At 35.2% G+C, this 25,088-nt stretch carries 27 protein-coding genes; 22 read left to right on the plus strand and 5 right to left on the minus strand.

Translation table 11 applies throughout. From position 1 onward, the window contains the following. Positions 1-18: 18 nt before the first annotated feature. Positions 19-573 (plus strand): YpiB family protein, encoded by a 555-nt coding sequence (locus ACFO3L_RS02045; protein ID WP_379963320.1) that lies wholly within the window; start codon positions 19-21, stop codon positions 571-573. 20 nt (positions 574-593) lie between these two features. Here ACFO3L_RS02045 and ACFO3L_RS02050 read toward each other — a convergent pair whose 3' ends face one another. After that, entirely contained in the window at positions 594-1,499 is a 906-nt protein-coding gene (locus ACFO3L_RS02050; RefSeq protein ID WP_379963322.1) for a YitT family protein, read from the minus strand. 117 nt (positions 1,500-1,616) lie between these two features. Here ACFO3L_RS02050 and ACFO3L_RS02055 point away from each other — a divergent pair, with 117 nt between their 5' ends. The 8 genes from ACFO3L_RS02055 to ACFO3L_RS02090 all read left to right on the plus strand — a co-directional run bounded on the left by ACFO3L_RS02055 (position 1,617) and on the right by ACFO3L_RS02090 (position 9,268). Next, positions 1,617-1,970, plus strand: a complete 354-nt coding sequence (locus ACFO3L_RS02055; RefSeq protein WP_379963324.1) for a nucleotide pyrophosphohydrolase — start codon at positions 1,617-1,619, stop codon at positions 1,968-1,970. Positions 1,971-1,974: 4 nt separating this feature from the next. Then, a complete protein-coding gene (locus ACFO3L_RS02060) occupies positions 1,975-3,195 on the plus strand; it encodes a CCA tRNA nucleotidyltransferase (protein WP_379963326.1) in 1,221 nt (406 codons plus the stop codon). Between the two features lie 111 nt (positions 3,196-3,306). After that, complete coding sequence (locus ACFO3L_RS02065; protein WP_379963328.1) at positions 3,307-3,762, plus strand: hypothetical protein; 456 nt, start codon at positions 3,307-3,309, stop codon at positions 3,760-3,762. A gap of 73 nt (positions 3,763-3,835) precedes the next feature. Beyond that, complete coding sequence (locus ACFO3L_RS02070) at positions 3,836-4,600, plus strand: DNA/RNA non-specific endonuclease (protein WP_379963330.1); 765 nt, start codon at positions 3,836-3,838, stop codon at positions 4,598-4,600. A gap of 345 nt (positions 4,601-4,945) precedes the next feature. Beyond that, positions 4,946-6,448 (plus strand): class I SAM-dependent DNA methyltransferase, encoded by a 1,503-nt coding sequence (locus ACFO3L_RS02075; protein WP_379963332.1) that lies wholly within the window; start codon positions 4,946-4,948, stop codon positions 6,446-6,448. Then, the gene (locus tag ACFO3L_RS02080) at positions 6,438-7,643 is read left to right on the plus strand and encodes a restriction endonuclease subunit S (RefSeq protein WP_379963334.1); all 1,206 of its coding nucleotides are present in this window, start codon (positions 6,438-6,440) and stop codon (positions 7,641-7,643) included. Before ACFO3L_RS02075 ends, ACFO3L_RS02080 begins: the two co-directional genes overlap by 11 nt. A gap of 72 nt (positions 7,644-7,715) precedes the next feature. Beyond that, entirely contained in the window at positions 7,716-8,705 is a 990-nt protein-coding gene (gene xerA / locus ACFO3L_RS02085) for a site-specific tyrosine recombinase/integron integrase (RefSeq protein ID WP_379963336.1), read from the plus strand. Positions 8,706-8,716: 11 nt separating this feature from the next. Beyond that, entirely contained in the window at positions 8,717-9,268 is a 552-nt protein-coding gene (locus tag ACFO3L_RS02090) for a restriction endonuclease subunit S (protein ID WP_379963338.1), read from the plus strand. Here ACFO3L_RS02090 and ACFO3L_RS02095 read toward each other — a convergent pair. Further along, on the minus strand, positions 9,265-9,909 hold the full coding sequence (locus ACFO3L_RS02095) for a restriction endonuclease subunit S (protein ID WP_379963395.1): 645 nt from the start codon (positions 9,907-9,909) through the stop codon (positions 9,265-9,267). The two genes, ACFO3L_RS02090 and ACFO3L_RS02095, sit on opposite strands and share 4 nt — an antisense overlap. Before the next feature lie 102 nt (positions 9,910-10,011). On the opposite strand from ACFO3L_RS02095, the gene ACFO3L_RS02100 reads away from it, so the two are divergent. The 4 genes from ACFO3L_RS02100 (at position 10,012) to ACFO3L_RS02115 (ending at position 17,261) form a co-directional block, all read left to right on the plus strand. Further along, on the plus strand, positions 10,012-13,095 hold the full coding sequence (locus ACFO3L_RS02100) for a type I restriction endonuclease subunit R (RefSeq protein ID WP_379963340.1): 3,084 nt from the start codon (positions 10,012-10,014) through the stop codon (positions 13,093-13,095). A gap of 87 nt (positions 13,096-13,182) precedes the next feature. Beyond that, a complete protein-coding gene (locus ACFO3L_RS02105; RefSeq protein ID WP_455293786.1) occupies positions 13,183-14,094 on the plus strand; it encodes a GIY-YIG nuclease family protein in 912 nt (303 codons plus the stop codon). 165 nt (positions 14,095-14,259) lie between these two features. After that, a complete protein-coding gene (locus ACFO3L_RS02110; protein WP_379963344.1) occupies positions 14,260-17,055 on the plus strand; it encodes a DEAD/DEAH box helicase in 2,796 nt (931 codons plus the stop codon). Positions 17,056-17,105: 50 nt separating this feature from the next. Beyond that, positions 17,106-17,261: a MazG-like family protein gene (locus ACFO3L_RS02115; RefSeq protein WP_379963346.1), complete on the plus strand. Its 156-nt coding sequence runs from the start codon at positions 17,106-17,108 to the stop codon at positions 17,259-17,261. Positions 17,262-17,352: 91 nt separating this feature from the next. On the opposite strand, the gene ACFO3L_RS02120 is transcribed toward ACFO3L_RS02115, so the two are convergent. Next, a complete protein-coding gene (locus tag ACFO3L_RS02120; RefSeq protein WP_379963348.1) occupies positions 17,353-17,502 on the minus strand; it encodes a hypothetical protein in 150 nt (49 codons plus the stop codon). Positions 17,503-17,848: 346 nt separating this feature from the next. Between ACFO3L_RS02120 and ACFO3L_RS02125 the strand changes: the two genes are divergently transcribed. The 5 genes from ACFO3L_RS02125 to ACFO3L_RS02145 all read left to right on the plus strand — a co-directional run bounded on the left by ACFO3L_RS02125 (position 17,849) and on the right by ACFO3L_RS02145 (position 21,047). Next, entirely contained in the window at positions 17,849-18,454 is a 606-nt protein-coding gene (locus ACFO3L_RS02125; RefSeq protein ID WP_379963350.1) for a DUF5052 family protein, read from the plus strand. Positions 18,455-18,846: 392 nt separating this feature from the next. Beyond that, the gene (locus ACFO3L_RS02130) at positions 18,847-19,641 is read left to right on the plus strand and encodes an SPFH domain-containing protein (RefSeq protein ID WP_379963397.1); all 795 of its coding nucleotides are present in this window, start codon (positions 18,847-18,849) and stop codon (positions 19,639-19,641) included. Between the two features lie 2 nt (positions 19,642-19,643). Then, positions 19,644-19,787, plus strand: a complete 144-nt coding sequence (locus tag ACFO3L_RS02135; RefSeq protein ID WP_379963352.1) for a hypothetical protein — start codon at positions 19,644-19,646, stop codon at positions 19,785-19,787. Between the two features lie 170 nt (positions 19,788-19,957). Then, positions 19,958-20,107, plus strand: a complete 150-nt coding sequence (gene rpmG / locus ACFO3L_RS02140; protein ID WP_161903421.1) for a 50S ribosomal protein L33 — start codon at positions 19,958-19,960, stop codon at positions 20,105-20,107. Positions 20,108-20,399: 292 nt separating this feature from the next. After that, the gene (locus ACFO3L_RS02145) at positions 20,400-21,047 is read left to right on the plus strand and encodes a hypothetical protein (protein ID WP_379963354.1); all 648 of its coding nucleotides are present in this window, start codon (positions 20,400-20,402) and stop codon (positions 21,045-21,047) included. A 122-nt stretch (positions 21,048-21,169) separates the two neighbouring features. Here the strand turns inward: ACFO3L_RS02145 and ACFO3L_RS02150 are convergent, their stop codons facing one another. Together ACFO3L_RS02150 and ACFO3L_RS02155 are read right to left on the minus strand one after the other, a co-directional pair. After that, complete coding sequence (locus tag ACFO3L_RS02150; protein WP_379963356.1) at positions 21,170-21,820, minus strand: NINE protein; 651 nt, start codon at positions 21,818-21,820, stop codon at positions 21,170-21,172. Positions 21,821-21,986: 166 nt separating this feature from the next. Further along, positions 21,987-22,349 carry a TIGR02328 family protein gene (locus tag ACFO3L_RS02155; RefSeq protein ID WP_379963358.1) on the minus strand — a complete coding sequence of 121 codons (363 nt, stop codon included), beginning with the start codon at positions 22,347-22,349 and terminating at the stop codon, positions 21,987-21,989. Positions 22,350-22,518: 169 nt separating this feature from the next. Between ACFO3L_RS02155 and ACFO3L_RS02160 the strand changes: the two genes are divergently transcribed. From ACFO3L_RS02160 to ACFO3L_RS02175, 4 genes are all read left to right on the plus strand, one after another. After that, the gene (locus ACFO3L_RS02160; protein ID WP_379963360.1) at positions 22,519-23,085 is read left to right on the plus strand and encodes a 5-formyltetrahydrofolate cyclo-ligase; all 567 of its coding nucleotides are present in this window, start codon (positions 22,519-22,521) and stop codon (positions 23,083-23,085) included. Then, positions 23,082-23,762, plus strand: a complete 681-nt coding sequence (locus ACFO3L_RS02165) for a rhomboid family intramembrane serine protease (RefSeq protein ID WP_379963362.1) — start codon at positions 23,082-23,084, stop codon at positions 23,760-23,762. The genes ACFO3L_RS02160 and ACFO3L_RS02165 overlap by 4 nt, the downstream gene beginning before the upstream one ends. Before the next feature lie 137 nt (positions 23,763-23,899). Next, a complete protein-coding gene (locus tag ACFO3L_RS02170; protein WP_379963364.1) occupies positions 23,900-24,106 on the plus strand; it encodes a YqgQ family protein in 207 nt (68 codons plus the stop codon). Further along, complete coding sequence (locus tag ACFO3L_RS02175) at positions 24,106-25,074, plus strand: ROK family glucokinase (protein WP_379963366.1); 969 nt, start codon at positions 24,106-24,108, stop codon at positions 25,072-25,074. Before ACFO3L_RS02170 ends, ACFO3L_RS02175 begins: the two co-directional genes overlap by 1 nt. The last annotated feature ends 14 nt before the right edge of the window (positions 25,075-25,088 follow it).

The following is a 25,088-nucleotide window of genomic DNA, read 5'->3' on the forward strand; positions in this document are numbered from 1 at the left end:
GAAAGGTAGGAGATAACAATGGCAATCGATATCGCAGACAAAAAGCGCTTTTTGACTTGGTTAATCACGCATGAATTTTTTGTTCGTCGTGAGGTGTCATGGATTTTAAACTACTTATTGACACATGAAGCGATCTTAAAAAATGTCCACTTTGTTGAAAACGCCCAGCACACGCCGCGTGGTATTAGTGTCCGTAGCTCGAGTGTATCGGATCAATCGATGACTTTATATATTGATAATCGAACGTATAAAGATAGTGACCAAATTTTCCATGAAATTCGTTTTAACTGGAAGAATCCACTTTATTTAGAATGTATCTTCCCTGAAGCTTGGGATAATCCGCTTTATGTCGCTGTTTTAGAAGATAATAAGTTCTACAAATGGAACGACCACTTGGATGAAGCAATGGTTGGACGAGTCGATGCTTATTTTAAACAAAATGCGTTAGACAATCAGATTCAACAACTTTATCAAGAAATTGATCAAGCGTTGGAGCAAGGTAATCAAGAACAGTTTTTAACGCTCACCCAACAAGTTAAAGAATTGTTGAATCAAAAAGAAGTTTTGCAGTAAAGAAAAAAACAAAGGCCTGATTAGGACCTTTGTTTTTTTCTTTGTTTAAATAGATTTTTTTGTGGTCGTAAATAACCAAAACCTTCACCGAGTGCTTCATGGACGTTAATAATTGAAATAAAGGCGGAAGGGTCAAATTCATGCACAATTCGTTTTGCTTCGGGAACTTCTCGTGGGGTTAGAACGATATAAATCATTTTTTTCGTTTGTCTTGAATAGGCGCCTTCGCCGTCAAGATAGGTCACGCCACGTTCTAATTCACTCATTAAAACGGGTGCGATTTCAAAATTTTGATTCGATAAAATATACATTCCTTTGGCTGAGTAACCACCATCGATAATTGAATCGATTACTTTTGAAAAGACATAAGCATAAATCAAGGTGTACATCATTTGGACTAAAGAAATATAAGTCAGTGAGGCAGTTAGTACAATGACGTCAAAAATCAATAGGGAACGTCCAACTGAAATGCCCCAATATTTTTCTAAAATTCGGGCGATGATATCACTACCGCCAGTTGTTCCACCCACTTTATAGACTAATCCGACACCAAAACCGGCAATTAAACCACCCAATAAAGAGGCAATCAAAATATCATGATTTAAATCAATCGCAATGGGAACTTTTTGCCAGAACGCCAGCCAAAAAGATAGCCCGAAAGTCCCGAGGATCGTGTAGTAAAATGAACGCACACCGAGATGTTTTCGTCCGATTATAATCAAAGGGACGTTCAGTAGTAAAGTCGTAATCGCGGGGTTAATTCCGAATAAGGAGCGACCGATTAGCGTAATTCCGGTAATGCCTCCTTCGGCTAAGTCATTGGGAATATTGAAAAAAATTACGGTAAAACCAAAAATAGCGGTGCCGAGTAAAATGAAAATAAAATCTTTGATTGTTTTTAAGGAGAAAATGTCCTTCAAAATCATCCTACCTCCCTTTTAAAAGTTGCTAGACTAAATGTATCACGAAAAAATGTTTCGGACAATTTTCTTTTTCTATGAATTCCTGATTTCTTTTGATAATATAGGGATGAGGTGAAGAAAATGCAAGAAGAAAACCGCTCATTGGCTTCAATGCAAGAAGAAGTCGATGCGTATATCCAACAATTTAAAACGGGCTATTTTTCCCCTCTCGCGCTTTTGGCACGAATTACAGAAGAAGTCGGGGAGTTGGCTCGAGAAGTCAACCATAGTTATGGTGAAAAGAAAAAGAAAGCTGATGAAGCACCCAATAGTGTAGCAGAAGAGTTGGGCGATGTGTTTATCATGTCGATTATTATGGCTAACGCCTTAGACATCGATCTAACAGAGGCTTTTGAAAAAAATATGGATAAATTTAATCGTCGCGATCAATTTCGATTTGAAAGAAAAGATGGCCGAACAAAAGAAGAGGAGTGAGAGTGTGAAATTAACCCAGTTACCAAGGGAATTTGAACAAGCGCTCCCGATTTTAAAACGGATTGAGGCAGCCGGCTATGAAGGTTATTTTGTCGGTGGTAGTGTCCGTGATGTTTTGCTTGGACAAGCGATTCACGATGTCGATATTGCAACAAGTGCGTTTCCAGCTGAAATCAAAAGTATTTTTCCACGAACAATCGATGTTGGAATTGAACACGGCACGGTTTTAGTTTTATCAGATGAGGAAAACTACGAAATTACGACTTTTCGTACGGAATCGACGTACCAAGATTTTCGCCGACCAGACCAAGTTGAATTTGTTCGTTCATTAGAAGAAGACTTGAAACGCCGTGATTTTACGATTAATGCTTTTGCTTTACGAGAAGATGGCACGATTGTTGATTTATTTAACGGGCTCGCAGATTTAGAGAATAAAGTCTTGCGAGCAGTAGGAAATCCTTATGAAAGGTTTCATGAAGATGCTCTGAGAATGATGCGCGGCCTACGATTTGTTAGTCAACTTGGTTTTGCTTTTGAAGAAAGAACCAAAGAGTCCATTATCGAAAATCATGCACTGCTAGAAAAAATTTCAGTTGAACGGGTGACAATTGAATTTGTTAAATTGCTGTTAGGAAAAAATCGAAAACTAGGCATCGAAATGTTTATCGAAACAAAATGCTTTGAATATTGCCCAGAATTAAAAGGCCGTTCTGGACAACTTCGAGTATTTTCAGAATTGCCAGCGATGCAATTAACGAGTGAAGTTCAAGCGTGGGTTTTATTAATCGATCATTTACTGCTTGAAGAACAAGATATTCGTCAGTTTTTAAAAGCTTGGAAATGTTCAAATCAAACCATACGTCAAGTCCAACAAGCTTTTAAAGGTTTACAATGGCGTAAAGAACAAGGCTACTCAAAAGCATTATTATATGAATTACAAAAAGAAACCATTTCAATTGTTGAAAGCCTGTTGCCTTATTATCAATTAGAAGATGAAGCAACTCTTTATATTGAGGCCTACAATCAATTACCGATTCATGCGTTAGCCGATCTCGCAGTCAACGGTAATGATTTGATGACTCACTACCAAAAAAAAGGTGGAAAGTGGTTAAAAGAAGCGTTAGAAGTCTGTGAAACAGCTGTATTAAATGGAGAAACTGTTAATGATACACAAGCGCTATTTGACTATCTAGACACGCATTTCAGTCAATTAATAAAAGAATAAATAATTTGTTAAAAATTTCACTAATTCGCACTAGAACTGTTTACCCCCACTCTTTTGTATGGTACACTAAGTGTGTAGTAAATGATTATGAATAAGTAAGGAGCGTTCAATATGTCAAGAGAAATGAAAGCTTTAAAATTATTATTCCGTAATGGGGAAACATGGACAATCGACCGTCGTTATATTGGCGATCTATGGATCAAACAAATTAGCACAAGTTTTGGCCGAATTAAAGGCAGTGACTTCGTTGAGATTCACCCATGTGAAGGTTTCAAAATTGAAATCTACTCTGAAGGTGATCATGTTAAAACACACGATATTAATTTAGGTGGTTTAGAGCTAGGAATGTTCAGCCGTGCGCTAAAATATGAAGATATCGAACGTATGGAAATCATTTATCAAACTGGTAAAGCAGATTTGGTTTACTTCCCATACAAAGACAAATCAACTGAAGGCCTAGATAACGTTTATCAATCAACACGCGTTAGCGAAAAAACAAAAAGTTTATACATCGTAATCGACCCAAATCAAACAGTCGATGACGTGTATGGTAAAGAGTTCGAATAATTAAAAAAGTAAAATCGGCGAGAGTTCATCTTGGATTCTCGCTTTTTCTATGAACAAAAAAGGAATGAAATAAATGGCAAAAAAGAAACAAAGAAACGTAACAAAAACAAAAGGGGTTTTATTTGGTATTGTGGCCCTAATTATTTTTACAGCAACGGCAGGGCAAATTGATTTAAATCAGTTTGATCCAAATAATTTAGAGTCGATTGCGAATATTTTTAAATTTAACCCAGAAAAACCATTAAACTATGCAAGCTTAGAAGTCTTACCAGACTATGACGGCAAACATGCGGTCGTAGAATTAAATCAAAACGTCCCAGAATTTACTTTAAATGATTTATCAACTGAAAAAGGATACTGGCAAACATTTACCAATTTAGATGCTTTAAACCGTGTAGGACAAGCAAATGCATTATTGCATAAAGACTTTATGCCGACAGAAGACAGAGAAAGTATCTCAAACGTTTATCCAAGTGGTTGGAAACAAAAGAAAATGAAAAACGGTAATATGATCTATAACCGCTCACATTTAATCGGCCATCAATTCACGGGCGAAAATGCTAACTGGAAAAACTTGATGACCGGGACCGAATATTTTAACCAAGTAGAAATGAAAGACATTGAACAACAAATTGCAGCTCACTTAAGAGAAACCAATCATTACGTACGCTACCGTGTGACGCCATATTTTAAAGATCAAGAATTAACCGCTCGTGGTGTGCAAATGGAAGTTCAATGTGTCGAAGATGAAGAAGTGACGTATAACGTCTTTTTATATAATGTACAAGAAGGCTATATCATTGATTATGCGACAGGACAAGTGACAGAAGCGAAATAGAGAAGAGAGAACCATGTGAGTAGATATGTGCTTGTGTGGTTCTTTTTTTGTAACGACAATTATTTTATTGGATTTTTAGAATAGTCTTTTTTTCTTGATGAAATAAAGATTTCCTTTAAAGACTAAGTAGTATATGATAAAAGTAATAGCTTTTTATGTAAAATAGCTGAAGAAAAAAGTGGGAAACAAGTCAAAATGTCTATTTGATTTGTTTTTTTCCAATATCTATATAAGTGAGGGTTTTATCATGTGATATTTTTGTTAAAACAAGAAGAAATTTATGATATTTATCTATTTTTTAAATCATTAATTACAAAAATAATTTAAATAGGGGAATAAGTGATAATGGCAAAACAAACAAATGCAAAAATAGGGTTTGAAAAAGAATTATGGGCAGCTGCGGATGCGATGCGTAATCATGTCTCATCATCAGAATATAGGAAAGTTGTAGTTGGTTTAATATTTTTGAAGTATGTTTCAGATGCATTTGAGCATCGTTATCAAGAATTAATTGAAGAAGGATATGGTGACGAAGAAGATCGTGATGCATACATGGAAAAAAATGTTTTCTTCGTTCCAGAAAACGCTCGTTGGAAACTAATCGCTGAAAAATCATACACGCCAGAGATTGGCATTGTACTTGATGATGCCATGAGAGCAATTGAAAAGGAAAACAAAACACTAAAGAACGTATTACCCATAATCTATGCTAATCCGGATCTTGATAAACGAGTACTTGGTAATGTAGTTGATATTTTTACAAATATCAACATGCATGATGCAAATGAAGAGAAAGATTTACTAGGACGAGCATATGAATATTTCATTGAACAGTTTGCGGCGCAAGAAGGCAAAGGCGGAGGGGAGTTCTACACACCAACTTCAATTGTTAAAACAATTGTTGAGATTCTAAAGCCGTATAAAGGACGTGTATACGACCCGGCATGTGGCTCTGGTGGAATGTTCGTACAGTCTGCAAAATTTATTACAGAACATAGTGGCAATATAAATGATCTCTCAATTTATGGACAAGAGTCTAATCCAGATACATGGAAAATGGCAAAAATGAATATGGCTATTCGTGGATTAGAAGCAAATTTCGGTCCATATCACGCCAATACATTTCTGAAAGACTTACATCCAACATTAAAGGCAGATTATATTATGGCTAACCCACCGTTTAATATTTCTGATTGGTGGGAGTCTTCATTGGAAGGTGATAGACGGTGGACATATGGAACACCGCCAAAAGGGAATGCGAACTATGCGTGGATTCAACATATGATTTCTCATCTAGCGCCTGGTGGTAAAATTGGATTAGTCTTAGCTAACGGCTCGCTTTCAACAGCAACAAGTGGGGAAGGGGACATCCGTAAAAATATTATTGAAGCAGATTTAATTGAAGGAATTGTAGCTTTACCAGCAAATCTTTTCTATAGTGTCACAATTCCAGCTTGCTTATGGTTTATCTCACGTGATAAAAAGCAGACTGGCAAAACAGTGTTTATTGATGCACGAAAAATGGGTGAATTGGTTGACCGAAAACATCGTGATTTTAGTGATGACGATATTAAGAAGATTGCGGATACTTTTGAAGCGTTTCAAAATGGAACTCTTGAGGATGTTAAGGGTTTTTGTGCGGTTGTAGAGACAGCAGATATTGAAAAACAAGATTATATTCTAACTCCAGGTCGTTATGTAGGGATTGAAGAGCAAGCAGATGATGGGGAACCTTTTGAAGAAAAAATGGAACGGTTGACATCAGAATTATCTGAGATGTTTTTACGTTCTCATGAATTAGAGAAAGAAATTAAAGAACGATTGGGGGCGATAGGGTTTGATTTCTAATTATGAAAAAGCACCGCTTCGAGAATTAGTAAAATTCGTGGGAAAAGGTATTCCACCTAAATATGCTCAAAATAAAACGGAAGATACCATTGTTGTTTTGAACCAAAAGACAAATCGTAATTTTAAAATTGATTATAAATTATCTCGATTAAATGATTTATTGAAGAAAAAAGTGCCTGTAGACAAAATGATTATAAGCAATGATGTACTTATAAACTCAACAGGGGTTGGTACTGCAGGACGAATTGCGCAGATTTTTTCTGTTCCTGAGGCTACGACAGTAGATGGACATATGATTATTGTTAGAGCTGATTCTAATAAAATAAACCCAATATATCTGGGTTATGCTTTAAAAGCACAGCAAAAAGTCATTGAAAGTTTACAAGAAGGGTCAACAGGCCAGACAGAATTAAACAGACAACGGCTACTTGATGAAATTGAAATTTCATTTCCGGATGAAAGTGTTAAACAAGACGAAATTGCAAGATTATTTCTAAGTTTGGATAATCTAATTGCTGAAAACGAGAAGATAAATCATCATTTAGAACAGATAGCCACTTCTATTTTTAATGATAGGTTTATTAATTTGAAACAATTTAATGGGAAAATACCCAGTAATTGGAAAAAAGGTGTGCTTGGAGACTTTGTACAGATAAAAAGAGGCGGATCACCCAGACCCATTCAAAATTTTCTATCAAAAGAAGGATACCGATGGCTAAAAATATCCGACGTAAGTTCTTTAGACTCTCCATTTATTTATAACATAAGGGAACGTATTCGTGAGGAAGGCTTGAAAAAAACTATACTTTTAAAGCCGGGTTCCTTAGTATTATCTAACAGTGCTACACCAGGAATTCCAAAAATTTTATCTGTTGAAAGTTGTATACATGATGGATGGTTATATTTTCCCGAATCTGAACTTCCGAATGAGTTCCTATACTTATTTTTCCAAGCAATTAGACCGAATCTAATACAGCTTGGAAACGGGAGTGTATTTACAAATTTAAAGACGGATATCTTAAAAAAATATGAATTTTACATGCCAGAAAAAAATGTCATTGAAGAATTCAACAAGGTGATTGGTCCAATCTTTTCAACAATTCAGTCAATAACCGAAGAAAATTTGAAGTTAATTGAAATTAAAGATTATTTACTTCCAAAATTGATGTCTGGCAAAATCTCAGCGACCAGCTAAGCGACTAAATGATGATTTACTTGTCTTCTGCCTCTAATTATTGCTAAAATTTATAAAAAAGAGGTCGAAAACATGAAAGATAAGTTAATTACAAAAATTCAAAATGAAATGGCGAATTGTTTATCATATCAACAGTTGGAAAAACTAAGAATAGTGCTGACAAATAGCTTCAATTCATTGGAAATTACAATGGTAACATCATTAAATCAAGAAGAACTGGATAATCGATGTTTATTAGATATGTTTATCTCGGCCAAGCGTGTAGAAGGATGTTCTGAAAAGTCTTTAAAATACTATGAGATGACTGTTTGCAAGATGATTGAGCAAATAGATCAACCTATTAGAGAAATTACTACTGATAATTTACGAGGATACCTTGCAAATTATCAAAAAATACGCAAATCAAGTAAAGTAACAATAGATAATATGCGTCGAATTTTTAGCAGTTTTTTTGGATGGTTAGAGGATGAAGATTATATTTTGAAAAGTCCTGTTCGTAGGATTCATAAAATAAAGACTGATAAACCAATAAAAGAGACTATATCTGATGAAGGATTGGAATTATTAAGGGATACCTGTGATGAAATTCGAGATTTGTCGATGATTGATTTACTAGCTTCAACGGGTATGCGTGTGGGGGAGCTAGTTGGACTTAATCGAGAAGACATAAATTTTTTCGAACGAGAATGTGTTGTTTTAGGTAAAGGTGGTAGTGAACGTATTGTTTACTTTGATGCCAGAACAAAAATACATTTACTTAATTATCTCGACAGTCGGACAGACAGTAATCCAGCATTATTTGTTACTTTATCAAATCCTTTTAATCGACTCATGATAGGTGGCGTTGAAACAAGACTAAGAGAAATTGGCAAGAGAGCGGACTTGAATAAAATCCATCCTCATAAGTTTAGAAGAACACTTGCTACGCGAGCGATTGATAAAGGAATGCCTATCGAGCAAGTACAACACTTGCTGGGGCATGTAAAAATAGATACGACCATGCATTATGCGATGGTTAATCAAACGAATGTGAAAAATTCACATCGTAAGTTCATAGGATAGGGAGAGATTGAATGACGGAACAGTGGGAAAGAATTAAATTGAAAGATATAATTCAGACAAATGTGAATACTTATTCGTTAGCTGAAAAGTGGGATTTTGTAAATTATTTAGATACAGGAAATCTTACAGAGGATGAGGTGGATGAATATCAACATATTATAGTGGAAAAGAATAAATTACCGAGTCGAGCTAGAAGAAAAGTTAAATTAAACGATATTTTGTATTCAACAGTGAGGCCTAATCAATTACATTATGGAATTGTTAAAAATATTGTACCTAATATGTTAGTATCTACTGGATTTACAGTGATAACAGTTGATGAACTGAAAGCAGATAGTGAGTTTGTTTATTATTTTTTAACTCAAAATAAAGTGACAGAAATACTCCATTCAATTGGAGAGCAAAGTACATCTGCCTATCCTTCTATAAAACCAAGTGATATAGAAAATCTAGAAATTATTTTACCTAGATTAGATACTCAAAGAAAAATAGCTCGAATTTTAAGAGTTTTAGATAATAAAATTGAAAATAACAAGAAGTTAAATCATCATTTAGTAGCTTAATCAGCCACTGGTATTTCTCCTGACATTAGTTTTGTCAGTAATGAGTTTCTTAGTTCTGTTAATGATGCTATCTCATCTGTTGAATTACGTATTTTTTTAAATATTGGTTCAATTGTTTCATTAAAGCTAGAAATTTCATCTATGGGAGGAATAAAAATTTTTATCGACTTAAGGTTTGTTTGATTTATTTTTAACTGAACCGCTCCAGTAACAATTGAAGAAACGTATGTAGTCTTTAAAAGGACATAAAGACTTTCAACATTAAAGCCATTCTTACCTTGAAGAACGTGAGCGTGATTATTGACCCAAAACTTTCCCCAAATATATTGTAGTATTGGGTATCCTTCTGGATCAATCACAGTACCATCTTCACCTAAAAGAAGATATGTGCCTTCAAATAGAAAGTCGTCTACGTAATCCATTAAACTAGTAGCTCCATAGTAAGGGTACACTTTTTCCATCTTTTCTCGTTGTTTGCTAGATAGTGGGATACGCTTTGAATCAAATAATTCAATAATCTCACCTAACTGTCCATTAGGTTCCTGTTCTGAAAAACGTTCTTTCCAAAGACTGACTGCAAGCTCAATTAAATGATGATTTACCATTATGCTAAATATATTAATCAAAAATTTCATAACCATTTGTAACAAAAAATACAGCTATTCCTAGTTAGATTTGTTTATATCCAATAAAATTAAGAAGAAATTGTACTCCAATAATTAAGAAAACAGGAGGTGTAACCTATGGCATTTGCAGAGGATAATTTTGAAAATGCAGTCATTCAACTTTTAGAAGAGTTGGGCTATATTCATGTCTATGGTCCGGATGTCCAACGAGACTATACAGAATCACTCTATTTTGATGAATTAGTACCTGCTCTATCACATATAAACCCATCTTTACCATCTTTAGCGATTACGGAAGCAGTAAGTAAGTTAATGAGATTTGACAATGCATCCTTAATTCAAAAGAATGAAGTATTTATGGACTATTTACAAAATGGTATTGAAGTTTCGTATTATTATAAAGAGAAACAAAATAATGATATTGTAAAGTTGGTTGATTTTGATAACGTTGAAAAAAATATTTTTACAGTTATTAATCAGTGGACAGTAATTGAACACAGTGAAAAACGTCCAGATGTCATTATTTTCCTAAATGGTATTCCAGTTGTTGTATTTGAGCTGAAAAGCCCATCTCGTGAAGAAACAAATGCTTCGGATGCCTATTTACAATTAAAAATGTATCAAAAAGAGATACCTAGTTTATTTAATTACAATGCATTTAATGTTATGAGTGATTTAGCGATTTCCAAAGCAGGGACCATTACAGCAGGTGAAGACCGTTTTATGGAGTGGAAGACTGTGGATGGTAGTTACGAAAATACTCAATATGCTCAGTGGGATACTTTCATTGAAGGGATTTTTGAAAAGAATCGATTTTTAGATATTTTAAAAAATTTTATCTGTTTTTCAGGTGAGGCGAAAATTCTTGCAGCATATCATCAATATTTCGCGGTGCGTAAGGCGGTTAATACTACATTTTCAGCAACTCAAAGCGATGGTAGGGGTGGTGTTTTTTGGCATACGCAAGGAAGTGGGAAATCTTTATCAATGGTATTTTATGCTCATATGCTTCAGCAAGTATTAAGTTCTCCGACAATTGTCGTAATAACAGATAGAAATGATTTAGATGAGCAGCTTTTTAGCCAGTTTTTTAAGTGTAAGGATTTTTTACGTCAAAGTCCTATTCGAGCGACAGATCGTGCTAATTTGAAATTCTTACTTGATGGTCGTGAATCCAATGGTATTATCTTTACTACAATGCAGAAATTTGAAGAGTCAGCTGAACCTTTATCTCAACGTAGAAATATCGTCGTGATGGCGGATGAAGCTCATCGAGGTCAATATGGACTAGAAGAGAAGGTCGATGCCAATACAGGACAAATTAAAATAGGTGCTGCCCGTAAAATTCGGGATAGTTTACCGAATGCTACCTATATTGGTTTTACTGGTACCCCGATTTCAAGTAAAGATAAATCAACGACGGAAGTCTTTGGTAATTATATCGATATATATGATATGACACAGGCAGTCGAAGACGGTGCAACGCGTCCAGTCTATTATGAAAGCCGAGTAATTCATCTAAGGTTGGATAACAATGTTCTGAAAATAATTGATGAAGAATACGAAGTTATGGCAGAAAATGCAGATAATTATGCGATTGAAAAGAGTAAAAAAGAGCTCGGCCGGATGGAATCAATTCTTGGAGCTGATCAAACACTGGAGGCTTTAGTTGATGATATTATTCAGCATTACGAAGAAAACCGAGAGCAAGAATTAACAGGAAAAGCGATGATTGTTGCCTATTCTCGAGCTATTGCAATAAAAATATATCGTAAAATACTTGTGAAGAGACCGAATTGGACAGAGAAACTTGGAGTTGTGATGACGTCTGGGAATAATGACCCTGAAGACTGGCATGATATTATTGGAAATAAAAGACATAAAGATGAAATGGCAAAAAAATTTAAAGATGATACTGATCCATTTAAAATTGCGATTGTTGTCGATATGTGGCTGACAGGTTTTGATGTCCCGAGTCTTGCGACAATGTATGTTTATAAGCCGATGAGCGGCCATAATTTGATGCAAGCTATCGCGCGTGTTAATCGTGTATATAAAGACAAAGAAGGCGGTTTAGTTGTCGACTATGTTGGTATTGCAGGTGCACTTCGACAAGCGATGAATGACTATACTAAACGAGACAAGGGGAATTTTGGAAATCCTAACATCGCCGAAACAGCATTACCTAAGTTTATAGAGAAGTTAGAGGTCTGTCGCGATATTTTTCACGGTTTTAATTATTCAACGTTTATGAATGAGACTGCTACAGACTTAATAAGAGCAAAAACAATCAGTGCGGGGGTTAATTTTTTATCGGATGTTAGAAAAGAGAAGCAAAAAGAAGAGTATATTAAACAGGCATTATTGCTTCGTCAAGCTCTTTCACTTTGTCGATCTCTATTAAATCCTGAACAACGATTTGAAGCTGCTTATTTTGAAGCAGTTAGAACACTTCTTACCCGAATAACTAGTGATGGCAAGCCTTTATCTCTAAAAGAAATAAATCAACGGATTAACGATTTACTGAAATCTAGTATTAAAAGTGAAGGCGTTATCAATTTATTTTCTGATATAGATACAGGATTCTCTCTTTTTGATCCTAATTTCCTTGATGAAATTGCCAAAATGAAGGAAAAAAATATTGCCGTTGAGTTGTTAAAAAAACTAATCGCTGAACAAGTTTCTCTGTATAAGAGAACTAATCTTGTAAAATCAGAAAAATTTTCTGATTTGCTTTCTAGTGCTATGAAAGCTTATTTAAATGGAATGCTTTCAAACGAAGAGGTTATTCAGGAACTGATGAAAATGGCTCACGAGATGGCAGATGCAAATTTACATGCTAATGATTTAGGTTTAACCAATGAAGAACTAGCATTTTATGATGCGTTAACTAAACCTTCAGCCGTGAAGGATTTTTATGAAAATGATCAACTGGTATCACTGACTCGAGAATTAACAAATATGTTAAGAAAAAGCCGAACTGTTGATTGGCAAAAAAAACAGTCAGCTAGAGCAGGTATGAGAAGAATGGTTAAGTTTTTACTACGTAAATTTAAATATCCTCCTGAAGGAATGGAAGATGCAATTTCCACAGTTATCAATCAGTGTGAAATGTGGGCAGACACAGGCAGTTATTATTATGATACTATGCCACAAGACTCAGAACTACTACTTGTTGCTGAAAAGGATGGGAAGGAATAGCAAGTTTAAATTACGATATTCGAAAGAAGTTCGAAATAATTTAGATGAGATGATGAAAGAAAATATTTTACCATTGAGAGAAAGATAATGAGTAGAGGTGGGACATTGGCTAAAAGAGGAAAGACCATTCAAGTTTTTTTAATTGATGGCGAACCAAAAGGACGGATCAAATGTACACTCGCAAACTGGACAGGAGTAGCGTATAAGATCCCTCGTACAAGAGTAGAACAATCAAAAGATATAAAATTGCTATCTCAGACTGGTGTTTATTTTTTGTTTGGGAAAGCAGAAGAATCGGATGAAGATATTGTTTATATTGGGCAAGCGGGGGCTAGAAAAAATAATGAAGGTGTATTAAACCGAATAGCCGAACATAAAAGAGCTTCAGAGAAAGATTATTGGACCGAGGCTGTAATTTTTACAACAGCCAATAACTCTTTTGGTCCAACAGAGATAAGCTACTTGGAAAATCGGTTTTATTCATTAGCTTGTAAAAATAATCGTTTACAAGTAAAAAATAACATGGAACCAACACCTGGAAATGTAACTGAAGAAAAAGAAAGTGAACTTGAAGAGTTTATTGATTATGCAAAAATTATTATCGGAACGCTCGGATATAATCTTTTTGAACCGTTACTACCATCTAGTCGGACTGTAGAGGAACCAGAAAAGACACCGGATGAATTATTACTATTCTTGAAAAGAAAGAGCCGTAAGAGTAACCAATTAATTGAAGCTCAGTGTAAGCAAACGGCCGAAGGATTTGTTGTTTTAAGAGGTAGTCAAGTTGAAGTGATTGATTCAATTGCGATTCCAGCTAGTATAAAAATGATGCGACAAAAAGCGGACATCAACGAGAATGGTATCTTACAAGAGGAAGTACTTTTCAAAAGTCCTTCATATGCCGCTTCTTTTATTTTAGGAATGAATACAAATGGGAAAACCGATTGGAAGACCGTAGAAGGGAAAACGTTGAGTAGTCTAGATAAAGAAATATAGGTGTAATTGTTTTTATGTCAGATGGTTCAATGTATTTAAACTGTTCATCTTGCCACAAGCCAAGGAATTGACACGAGTAAACTGATGGGTGGTAATCCGACGAATAAACATTTTATAAGAAATGGTTTTGAAATCATAAAAATTAAATAAGTTAGGAGGGTTGCTATGATTAATCGCTCTCGTTTCCCTGATAAGGTCGCAGTGAATCTTGAATTAACTAAGTATCACCAATTTAAAAAAGATGCTAGGGAATACAAGGATCATTTTGATAATGTAAAAAATGAATTCCTAACATCAATGAAAAGTCTAGCTAATCAATTAAGACAGTTTGATTATGATATTCCTGAATCCTTTGGAGTAACTCCGGAAAAACAAACAAATTCCTATCGCGTACCGTATCGAGCTGGAATATTTAATTTTTTTCGAGTAGAGGAAAATTCCGAATTACTCGAAAATATCCAACAAGCTTATTGGCTCCACTTGAATCAAGAGGCATGTAAGCAGTTGTTGGAAGAAGTTGCGACATTTAAATATTTAGAACAGCGGATACCCAATCGCGCATTGGGTAAGATTCGTTCAAGTTTTTTTAGTTCTTCAAAAAAGGCTAGTTACATAGAGTCGGTTCATCATTTAATAGAGATCAATCAAAGGGTAAGGGAGAGTCAATTATCTGACAGAATAAATGAAATCTCTTTTGATGTGAGAGCTGATACGACAAGGGTTAATCACTGGCTTGAAAATCATTTTGATGAGGTTCAAGAGATTTACAATGAGATACTAGGTGTCACCGTCATTGCGCCAGAGCGCTTACCTAATATGCAATCACTGGCTAAGTCACTTGATCAAGTGGTTAATTTGAACCACAAAATGGAGCCCATTTCAAAAACATATGATTTACTTGTTCATGATATTCAAAGATTAAGCAGTCAGATTATGAAAAATGACATGGACAATCAATTCAATCATTTTTCGATTGATGATTTTGTGCTTGCTTATCCGGGATTACCTGGCAAGATCTTAACCGCCAACTTTTTAAATTTGAAAGAACTGAGTCGATATTCCGGTCGTTTTGAACGGATTGATGGAATCGGGCCTAAAAAGAGTCAATTAATTCAAAATGCTTATGACGCTTTTAAAATCAAAGTTTATGAAAACCCAGTTTTTAAAATTGATATCGCCAATCTCTCGCTAGATCAGAAAAAATTGGTTCAAGTCATTCATACGGTGGCAGAAAATCAGACGATCTTTAATCATTTATTTGAATTTAAAGAGGGGATGAAGCGCATTCCGCTTCGGTATCAAAATGCTGAAAAGAATTTAGAATTGTTATGGTGCTATTTTGAGTCGAAAAATAGCGAGAATTTTAGTGCGATTCAAGAATCAATAGAAGTCATGTCAGCGAAAATCCCCGCTTTAACAGATGAAATTGGAACGGCAAAAATTGCTTTAGGAGAACTACCTGATAATGAAATCAAGGAATGGTTTCAATCGAATGCGGCTAGTTTTTATGCGTTAGTTGAAAAGTTTGGTGGAATTAAACAATCACAGGTTACCAGTGATTCGGGAATTGCGAAAGAAATTCTAGAAAAGATTAATAAGCAAGAGATTAATTATTCTAAATTAAAGGCGTCTTTACGAGGTTGGCAAACATTTGCTGTGAAATACACGCTTGTTCAAAAGAAAGTGCTCATTGGCGATGAGATGGGGCTAGGAAAGACAATTGAAGCGATTGGCGTTATGGCTGATTTATATGCTCGTGGAAAAATGCATTTTTTAGTTGTTTGTCCAGCGAGTATTATCATAAATTGGGAGCGAGAAATTGAAAAACATAGCGATTTGCCTGCTTATCGTCTGCACGGCTCGTCAAGAAATGCAGAGACCAGAACTTGGATTCAAAATGAGGGAGTTGGAGTGACGACGTTTGAAACATTACAACGTTTACCAATCGCTGACGGTTTTGAGCTGTCGGGTTTAGTTGTCGATGAAGCTCATTACGTAAAAAACCCATCGGCCAAACGTTCCATCGTTGTTCATAAGTGGGCTTATAAAACACCCTATGTCATGTACATGACGGGGACTCCGATTGAAAATAACGTTGATGAAATGACGACCTTAATTAAAACGCTACAACCAAAAATATCAGAGGATATTCAAAGTAAAGATTATTTTGTATCGCCTAGAAAATACCGAGAAGCGATTGCACCGGTTTATTTAAGAAGGAAGAAAGAGGACGTGTTAAGTGAATTGCCACCACTGACGCAAAATGAAGAGTGGGAAATGTTTGGTCCAGAAGAACGTGTTTCTTATGAACAAGCAGTTGAAGACGGGAAATTTATGCGGATGAGAAGGTGTGCTTGGTTAGGTGGCAGTCCAGAAAAGTCTCCTAAATTAGAACGTTTAATGGAAATTTGTGAGGGCGCAAAGGAAAGTGGCGAAAAAATCATTGTCTTTTCCTTTTTCCGAGACGTTATTTCCCAACTCTCTGATTTTCTAGGAGAGCAGACACTTTTACCAATTACGGGAAGTGTGAGTTCGAAACAGCGGCAAGAAATTTTAGATGATTTTGAGAAGGCACCTGCTGGAACTGTTTTATTATCTCAAATTGTGGCCGGTGGCTTTGGCTTAAATATTCAATCGGCTAGTATTATTGTTTTTTGCGAACCACAAATTAAACCTTCGTTAGAAACACAAGCAATTGCTAGAGCGCATCGCATGGGCCAAACAAGACCGGTTTTTGTTTATCGTCTATTAACAGAAAAGAGTATCGATGAACAAATGATGAATATGTTAAATACAAAGCAGAGTGTTTTTGATAACTTTGCTAAACATTCATATATCTCAGACCAATCGGTGCAATCTATTGATATTTCAGATACGGTAATGGTGAAGAATATTATTCAACAAGAAAGAGAACGATTAAAATTGGATCTTTCTAAACCAATTGATACAAAAATAAGTTAAATAAGGAGAGAATTATTCAAGATATTAACAAGTTTCGTGACGAAGCGCGAATGATTAAAAGAAGCGTTTATTCGTTGATGATGTCCGATAATCTTAACTTTGATGTGGAAGAAATTATTAACAAAAAGTTAGTTAAAAATGCTCAGAAATATCCAATTGACCAAGCGCTTGCTAAAAACAAGTCTGATCTCGAGGCTAAAAATTAAAAAACAATACAAAAATAGCACCTACCGTTTTGATTTCAGTAGGTGCTATTTTGTTGTACTCGAATGTTCGTCCATGGAAGACTCGCTCTCCTTATACTTGTTTTGATAATTCTTGTACTGCTTCTTCAATGGTTTTACCTGTGGCAAAATGATTTTCATCACGTTTGTCAAAAACAACGAATAGGTTTAATTCAGTGTTTAGTGTCACACGGTATTCCATTTGATTGTTATAGAATGTCATATAGCATTCTCCTTTCTAAAAGTTGATGAAAGGCAACTTAACGTTAATAACGAAATTCCGTACTATTACTATAGCATATTAATTTTAAAACCGTCAATATTTTTCTCTCAATTTTAAAGGTTCATGATTTAGATACCTGATGAATGTTTTATTATCAAAGGATAAAGGGATTTCAATAGATTAAGAAAGTGTTAATTTGCTTCATTTAGTATTTTTTGAATTACGTTAAAAAGGAATTGTTATTAAATGTATTTCTAAAAATATCCGTCTTAAGTACGTGTTTTTTTATCCAAAAACTTGTTATGATTTTGGTAGTCAAACAAGAACAAAAAGGGAGTGATTTAAAATGAAAAAACATCTGAAGAAAATAATTTTTGGTCTAACGTTGAGTGTTTTTGCTGTCAGTTTGGCCGGCTGTCAAGATATTCGAATGTGGTTTAAGGGATTCGAGGAAAGTTTTAAAGGATTAGAAATGACGATTCAAACATATGATGAAAGTAGTCAGGTCATTGATAAAATTACGGGGAAATCAATTTTAATCGAACGCGATGAAACCTTTGATACGAATGAGGAGAGTAAAGACTCTTCGGTAATCAAAATTAGTGTGGGGACAAAAGAGATGCACCACGTTGGGTCGTCGATGATTATCGCTGAAACAGGACTCGAGAACGTTTTTGAAGAATATACACAGACGGTTGATACTGAAAATATCCAGCGTGGCATTCCGATTTTGAATTCTATGGTTAATGAAAAACGCAATTCATTTGATGGAAAGAAAAAGGTTGTCTTAATTCGTAGTCAAAACGGAACACCTTTAGCAACATATGCAGGGGATCATGTTTCACTTTATAAAACAGATGTACCTAAAAGTACGGGTTTATTAATTGATGGCGAGTATTTGTTCATTTATCGTTGTGATTACACCATTTATGATTTAGCGTTAATTGAATAGTCCTAGAATGGACGATAGCCCTCTCTTTTTTCTAAAGAGAAGGCTATCTAACGTATAATATTAATATTTTAAAGTTGGATCATGACTATTACGAATGTTTAACTCTTTCTCATTTATACGATGTATTCCCTAACCACTAATACATCCTTGCAACCCTTTAGTTGCGCCAGTGTTGAATAAATTTCTTTAAAAGAAAATTAAAAATATTGCATAAAAATATCTGACGTATTGAGTTAATCATAACACGTTTTCTGAAAAAATACAGAAAATTGACGAATGTTTTAAAAATAATTAAGAAATAAATTTGGAATCTGATGAAAAGAACCGTATAATAAGTTGGTATGAATTCATACAAGAAAGTAGGACAAGGAATGAAAAAAAACACTGGAACAATGATTAAATCAAGTATCATCGGAATCTTGGTTATCGTAATTGCGTTAGTCGGAGGATTTATCTTTTTTGAAAAAATTGAAAATGGATATGTAGGTGTGCGTTACTCAATTAACGGCGGTGTCCGAGATGAAACTTTAGGACAAGGGATTAAATTTGTCGGACTAGATAAAGTTACACAATACCCAATTCGTTTACAAACTATCCAAGCAGAGGGTGTTTCAATTGCAACTTCTGATGGTAAAAAAACATCAGTCAGCATTAAATATGACTATAAAATTGATCCAACAAAAACTTCAGCAATGTACAAAGAATTCGGTAACATCACTTCAAACGACATTGAAGAAGGTTGGTTAAAATCAAAATTACAAAAAGAAGCACGTGATGTGTATTCACAATATACGATTTTAGATATTTTATCAGGTAAATCATCAGAAGCGGAAGGACAATTACTTGACAACTTTTCAAAAGCAGTCGAAATAAAAGGTTTTGTCGTTGAAGACGTAACCGTGGGCGTACCTGAAATTGATGCGGAAACACAAAAATCAATCGATGCAATTGTGTTATCTGGACAAGAAAATGAAAAAGCAAAATTAGATGCTGAAACCAAGAAAACACAAGCAGACGCCAAAGCATATGAAACAACAAAACAAGCAGAAGCCGAAGCCGAAGCAAACCGTAAAATTGCTGAGTCAGTTACAGAAAACTTGATTAAATACGAAGAAGCACAAGCCCGTAAAGAACACGGATGGGTTACAGTTAACGGAGCGAATGCCATCGTTAAAGAAGGTGAATAAAAATGACCTTTTTTATTTTTAGAATTCTTTTAATTCTCGGATTTGTTTATGCCTTGTATTACTTTTTTACAGCAAAAAACAATGAGAAAAAGAAAACTAAAGACGAAGCAGCAAAAGAAAAAGAAGACGATTGGTCTGAGTTCTAAAATAAACGACGAAAAGGAGTCCGCCAATACTTGATGGAGGACTCCTTTTCGTCAAGTAAAAATACTTAACAAAAAACAGAAAAAGACTAGCAATTAAGATTGAAACATGATATTATAATCAAGTCTGAGAAATGACTTAGAGAATTCTGTAATGTATGGGAGGGAAAATCATGCGCGTAAACATCACTTTAGAATGTACTTCTTGTAAAGAACGTAACTACCTAACAAGCAAAAGTAAACGTAACACTCCGGATCGTTTAGAAAAACAAAAATATTGCCCACGTGAAAGAAAAGTTACTTTACACCGTGAAACTAAATAATTAACGTTTAGTCGTAGTCATAAGCCTTGTATATCAAGGTTTGTGGCTCTTTTTTTGTTTTTTGGGAAGTCTTTGACCTCCAAATTGGCGACATTTTAAAAAAATAAGTGCTGAACAAATACAGAAATTACCTACTTTCATTATTTTTTAAGTTAAAAGTATCTATCAATTTTTTGCTTATAACATATTTTATCATATGTATAAGAGGATTGGGATGAGTATGTGTAGTTATTTGAGTCTTTGTGATACAATTAATTTGTAGGAACAAAAAAACTTTTGGAGTGTGGCTAATATGAAAAAGTTCTATTTGTTTATTTTAGGAATCGCGCTATTAAACGCTTGTTCGAAAGTACCTGTTGAGTCAGTTGAAAGTTCATCTTCTATGTCACAAGAATCATCGGAAGAAGTGCAAGAAAGTTCTTTAGTGGAAAGTACATCAGGTCGGGCGCAAATTTCGGAAATGTCCAGTAGTCAAGAGTATCCATACAGTGTCGAATTGAATGATTTATTGGTAGGAGAGGGCGAAGAGAATCAGTTGCTTTTTGTTAGTAGTGGTGTGAATGCGCCACCAGCTATTGGAATTTCAATGGATTCATCGCAAGTGTATTTAAATATATATAATCGAGGCGAAGATTTTAATGAACGAGTCTTACGGTCAATCTATCAGCTGGATGTGGCAAACATTCCGACAAAAGAAATTACGCTTTTTGGTGGGCCTGGTTCATCAGAAAATAAACGGGTAGTAAAAGTGAATACGCAATTAAAATTAAGCAATTATCAAGAGAATCAAGTTACAGAAAAAGTTTTTGAATCCCTCGATGGCGATTTGATGTATCTTTTTTACAATGATCAAGGAACGGTTTCTTTAGCGACAAGAAATTTTGCGGGCAATGTGGGAGAAGAAGATATTGAAACGATGATGGAATATGTTCAAGAATAAAAGGTCTCTTTATTTAAATAGTTGCTTTATGAATTCTTAGTGGTAGCAAACAATTAGTTAACAGGATCATAAAAGAACAAAGCCAATTGATACTTATCATCGTATCGATTGGCTTTGTTCACTTATACTTCAATCAAATAGCTATCATCTGTTTTGGTTAATAAGGCTTTGATTCCTTGATACCAACCAAGAAACATCGGTATGGTTGTCAAACATAATACTAAATACCATAAACCTTTGCTATATTGTTTAGCGTAAAACCACTGAATCCCGAAAAAGCCGAAAAAGAGTGCTAAAAAGGCAAAGATGAATTTATTGACGCGTGTTTTATAATAATATTGATTGCTTCTTTGTTCTTCAAAATCTTGATAGGAATCATTTTCTAATTCCTCGTCAAAATCCTTATAAGCTGCTGTCTCATCTATGAAATCTGAAGCATCAATTTTCACATAGATATTTTTAAAACCTTCTTTGATAACGGCGTTGACCAAGGTTCGTTCAACAATCTCAACACCAGAATTTCTTGGTAAATAACCGATTCGACCACTTCTTTTGATTTTAGCATTTGCCGGCGTGGGGTATTCGGAGTATACGGCAATCGCATTTTGATCGTAAGGGTTTTCTGGTTCGGGAATTAATACGAGTTCGATATTGTGATAATGGTAGCCGTTATTATTCCAATTTGCAGGGCCATCCCGGTCCACAACGGCGTTCCTAAGTATACGGTAGGCATCGGTGTAAGCCATTCCTACGACCTCAATCATATTTTGCATCCTTTAAATTCTCCTTTTTATTATCGAATGATTCATTCGCTTAATTTTTATTCTAATTATACCAAATAAGTCCTTTTTGTTGACATGAAGGTAGTCAAATATTGTCAGATAAAATTGAGCGCATCACCTGCAGGAGGACGGTTACGGTCACGATGTATACAGTCGACTAAATTTCAATTCCTTTTGCTCTTAAATTCTCTAAGCATTCTTGCAAATAGTCCATTTCATGTTCTGGATAAATCGGTTGGGTTAATGGTACAATTTCTAGTGAATCATAGCTTGGACATTTTAATCCGCGGTACAACGGATTGTACCAAATTTCAGCGGGCTGATAGCCGCGTCGCTGCATCTCTTGCATAATTAATTCATGGTATTGGAAAAGTTTATAGGGTGAGTATTTAAAAACATAGTTAACTGTTGCGTGATTTTTATTCCAACCGTTTCCACGTAAGGCACAACATTCACGATGTTGTCCGAGAAGTTGTTGTCGTGGTAAGCTTGGAATGAGTTGTTCGTGCCAAAGTCGCATTTGTTTTCTCCTTTATTAGTTATTTCATTAAATGGTAACGAATCGGAAGCGTTTTGTCTATTAAGGCGTATTCCGTCTAACAAGGAAAAATCTTCACACTTTCCTCACAACAATTCTGTTTGCTATTCTATAGAAATTTAGGTACTATTTCTTTTAGGAGTGTGAAGCAATGAATAAAGAAATGAGCCGTCAAAAGGCAATTCAACAATTAAAAAAAATAGCTAGCCATCCAAAGAAAAAGGCAGAAAAAGAATCAATTGTCTTATCTTTGTTTTTTGCATCGAAAGAATGGAAAGAAGCAGAAACGATTGCGTTAGTCAGACCGTTGGATTTTGAGTTTGACACAAATAAAATTGCAAAGAAAGCTTTTGCGCAAGGAAAAAGTGTCGTTGTTCCGAAATCGTTACCGAATCGTCGCTTAGCTTTTTATGAAGTGCACGCTGCAAGTCAGTATGTTGTGACAAAATTTGGTGTGGAAGAGCCGGTAAGTGAGTTGCTGATTGAAAAAACAGCAATTGATTTAATTGTTGTTCCTGGTTTGCTTTTCTCGTCAGAAGGTTATCGGATAGGTTTTGGTGGCGGTTTTTATGATCGTTACTTGGCTGATTATGAAGGGCAGACTTGTTCGATGGTTTTTGCGGAGCAGATTAATAATAATTGGGAAGTGGACGTATTCGATATTCCTGTTGGGCATATTTATACTGATTTCGTCAAAGAAGTGGAGGTTGAAAAATGAAGCTAAGAAACTGGAAATCACAGCCATATATTACTTTGGTTTTTTTAGCCATTCAAACCGCCGTTTTTCTAGTCGCGTTTTTATTACCAGGCTTAATGATTGAATTTCGAGGATCAATGTTCGGTGCTGCGATTGTATTGAATCATGAATATTGGCGCTTTATTACGCCGTTATTTATTCATTTTGGTTTGATGCATTTTGCTGTTAACTCTGTCATACTCTATTACATGGGACAGCAAGTAGAAGCGATTTATGGACATTGGCGCTTTTTTGCGATTTATTTAATGAGTGGGGTCGCAGGAAATTTACTAAGTTTTGCTTTTAATGATGTTCGGACACAGTCTGTTGGTGCAAGTACGGGCCTTTTTGGGATGTTTGGCGCATTTATTGTATTGGGCTTTCATTTTAAAAACAATCCAGCAATTCAAGCAATGGTAAGACAATTTGCGTTATTTATTGGTTTGAATTTCTTGTTTGGCATGTTTGACCAAACGATCGACTTTTATGGTCATCTCGGCGGATTGCTTGGCGGGATTTTAATGGGGAATATCGTAGCATTACCTGTGAAATCAATCAAAGGATATTCAATTCATACCCGAATTATTTCAGGGATGATTTTAGTCTTTCTTGTAGGTTTTTGTTTCGTCTATGGCTTAAGAAAGTTCAATGTATTTTGATAAATTGTCAAGAGCTATTTTCGTGCAAGGTTTACAAAATTTCGTCGTAATATCCGTATAAGAATGTTATGTGAATCTTCATTACATGGTTTCAAAAAAGGGCAATTACTAGTATAATGTAGGAAGTGTTTTTAAATATGGAAAGTTTATACGATGTCCAACAGTTATTAAAACGGTTTGGAATTATCATTTATGTCGGTAAGCGTATTTATGATATTGAGTTGATGTCACAAGAAGTTAAACAACTATTCGATAATCATCTCATTGATCAACCAACTTACTTAAAAGCATGGGCAATATTAAAAAGAGAACATAGAGTGGAATTGATGAGGGAGGATTTATGATGTCAACAAAGAAAATTATCGGTATTGATTTAGGTGGCACAACAGCCAAGTTTGCGATTTTAACGCAAGAAGGTGAAATTCAACAAAAATGGAGTATTCAAACAAATATATTGGATGAAGGTTCACACATCGTTCCAGATATTATTGAGTCAATCAATCATCATTTGGATTTATATAACTTAAAAGCAGAAGACTTTATCGGAATTGGTATGGGAACACCAGGTAGTGTTGATCGTACAGCGGGAACTGTTGTTGGAGCTTACAATTTAAACTGGAAAACAGTGCAACCGATTCGCCAACAAATCGAAGAAGGTACAGGTATTCCTTTTGTTCTTGATAACGACGCAAATGTTGCGGCATTAGGCGAACGATGGCAAGGGGCTGGCGATAACAATCCAGATGTGATTTTCATTACTTTAGGCACCGGTGTGGGTGGCGGTATTATTATGGAAAATACACTACTTCATGGTGTAGCTGGCTGTGCCGGTGAGATTGGGCATATTACTGTTGATCCTTATGGTTTTGAATGTACTTGTGGCAAAGTTGGTTGTTTAGAGACAGTCTCAAGTGCAACGGGTGTCGTTCGTGTTGCGCGTCAATTAGCAGAAGAATATGCTGGCGATTCTGAATTGAAAAAACGTTTAGACGACGGCCAAGATGTTTCAAGTAAAGACATTTTTGACTTAGCGCAAGCAGACGATGCATTAGCCGTATTAGTTGTCGATAAAGTTTGTTTCTATTTAGGTTTAGCATGTGGGAACTTAGGGAATACATTGAATCCTTCTAGTATTGTTTTAGGTGGAGGGGTAAGTGCGGCAGGCGAGTTCTTACGTAGTCGTGTTGAAAAATATTTCTTCCAATTCACTTTCCCACAAGTCAATGAAAGTACGGTAATTAAATTAGCACAATTAGGGAATGATGCGGGTGTTATCGGAGCAGCATCATTAGCATTACAACTTTTAGATTAGGAAGGTCGATTTTT

Origin of the sequence: Enterococcus eurekensis, from assembly GCF_042654605.1 — a bacterium.
Classification (GTDB): domain Bacteria; phylum Bacillota; class Bacilli; order Lactobacillales; family Enterococcaceae; genus Enterococcus_I; species Enterococcus_I eurekensis.